Source organism: Streptococcus sp. 1559, assembly GCF_013276735.1.
GTDB lineage: Bacteria > Bacillota > Bacilli > Lactobacillales > Streptococcaceae > Streptococcus > Streptococcus pseudopneumoniae.
On record NZ_VMLO01000136.1, the window covers coordinates 1 to 1095 of the forward strand.

Below are 1095 nucleotides of genomic sequence, written 5' to 3' on the forward strand. Positions count from 1 at the left end.
CCTTATGCAGGGGCTCCTAGAGGGGAGAAAGTCTATGAAAAGATTAGCGGACGTCGTTTTGAGCGAACTTCAATTGTTGCAGGACAAGTAGACGGAGAGTTTATAGCTCCCATGATTTACAAGAACAGCAGGACAAGCGATTTCTTTGTGGAGTGGTTCAAAACGCAACTCCTGCCTGCTTTGAAGACACCTCATGTTATTATCATGGACAATGCTAGTTTTGATCCCAAGAACATTTTGGATGAACTCTGCATCCAAGATAAACACTTTTTCTTACCTCTACCGCCTTATTCACCAGATTTGAATCCTATTGAGCAAGCTTGGGCTATCTTGAAAAAGAAAGTAACAGATTTATTAAGGGAAGTCCCAACTATTTTTGAATGTTTAGAACGCTGATAACGAGAAAATTGTCAATGCCCTTAAACTAGCCTATTCTAACGCCAAACTAGAAGTCACTAATAATCTCATCAAACTTATCAAACGCAACGCCTTTGGTTTTCGGAACTTTAAAAACTTCAAAAAAAATGACGAAATTTGCCCTTTCTCGAGATTAGCTTTTCATCAACCCACTACAGTTGACAAAGAGCCGAAAAATGTCTCGCCTCTAATAACACGAGATAGATTATTATTACATAACAAAAAAAGAGGCCTAAACCTCTTAACTAAATTACTCCGCCAGTAGGACTCGAACCTACGACATCATGATTAACAGTCATGCGCTACTACCAACTGAGCTATGGCGGATTAAAGCTAAGCGACTTCCCTATCTCACAGGGGGCAACCCCCAACTACTTCCGGCGTTCTAGGGCTTAACTTCTGTGTTCGGCATGGGTACAGGTGTATCTCCTAGGCTATCGTCACTTAACTCTGAGTAATACCTACTCAAAATTGAATATCTATTCAAATCAAGAAAACCGTTCGCTTTCGTATTCTCAGTTACTTTGGATAAGTCCTCGAGCTATTAGTATTAGTCCGCTACATGTGTCGCCACACTTCCACTTCTAACCTATCTACCTGATCATCTCTCAGGGCTCTTACTGATATATAATCATGGGAAATCTCATCTTGAGGTGGGTTTCACACTTAGATGCTTTC

The 1095-nt window shown here is 40.6% G+C and carries 1 tRNA gene, 2 rRNA genes and 2 pseudogenes; 2 read left to right on the forward strand and 3 right to left on the reverse strand.

Annotated elements, in window-relative coordinates:
• Both HT688_RS12320 and HT688_RS12325 read left to right on the forward strand, forming a co-directional pair.
• Positions 1–396: pseudogene (locus tag HT688_RS12320) on the forward strand (IS630 family transposase); the annotation flags it as partial.
• Positions 395–523 (forward strand): annotated as a pseudogene (locus HT688_RS12325) (transposase); the annotation flags it as partial. The pseudogenes HT688_RS12320 and HT688_RS12325, both read left to right, overlap by 2 nt.
• A gap of 147 nt (positions 524–670) precedes the next feature.
• Here the strand turns inward: HT688_RS12325 and HT688_RS11415 are convergent.
• The 3 genes from HT688_RS11415 to HT688_RS11425 all read right to left on the reverse strand — a co-directional run.
• Positions 671–744 (reverse strand) — tRNA-Asn (locus HT688_RS11415).
• A 5-nt stretch (positions 745–749) separates the two neighbouring features.
• A 5S ribosomal RNA gene (rrf, locus tag HT688_RS11420) occupies positions 750–865 on the reverse strand.
• A gap of 76 nt (positions 866–941) precedes the next feature.
• Positions 942–1095, reverse strand: a 23S ribosomal RNA gene (locus tag HT688_RS11425); the annotation flags it as partial.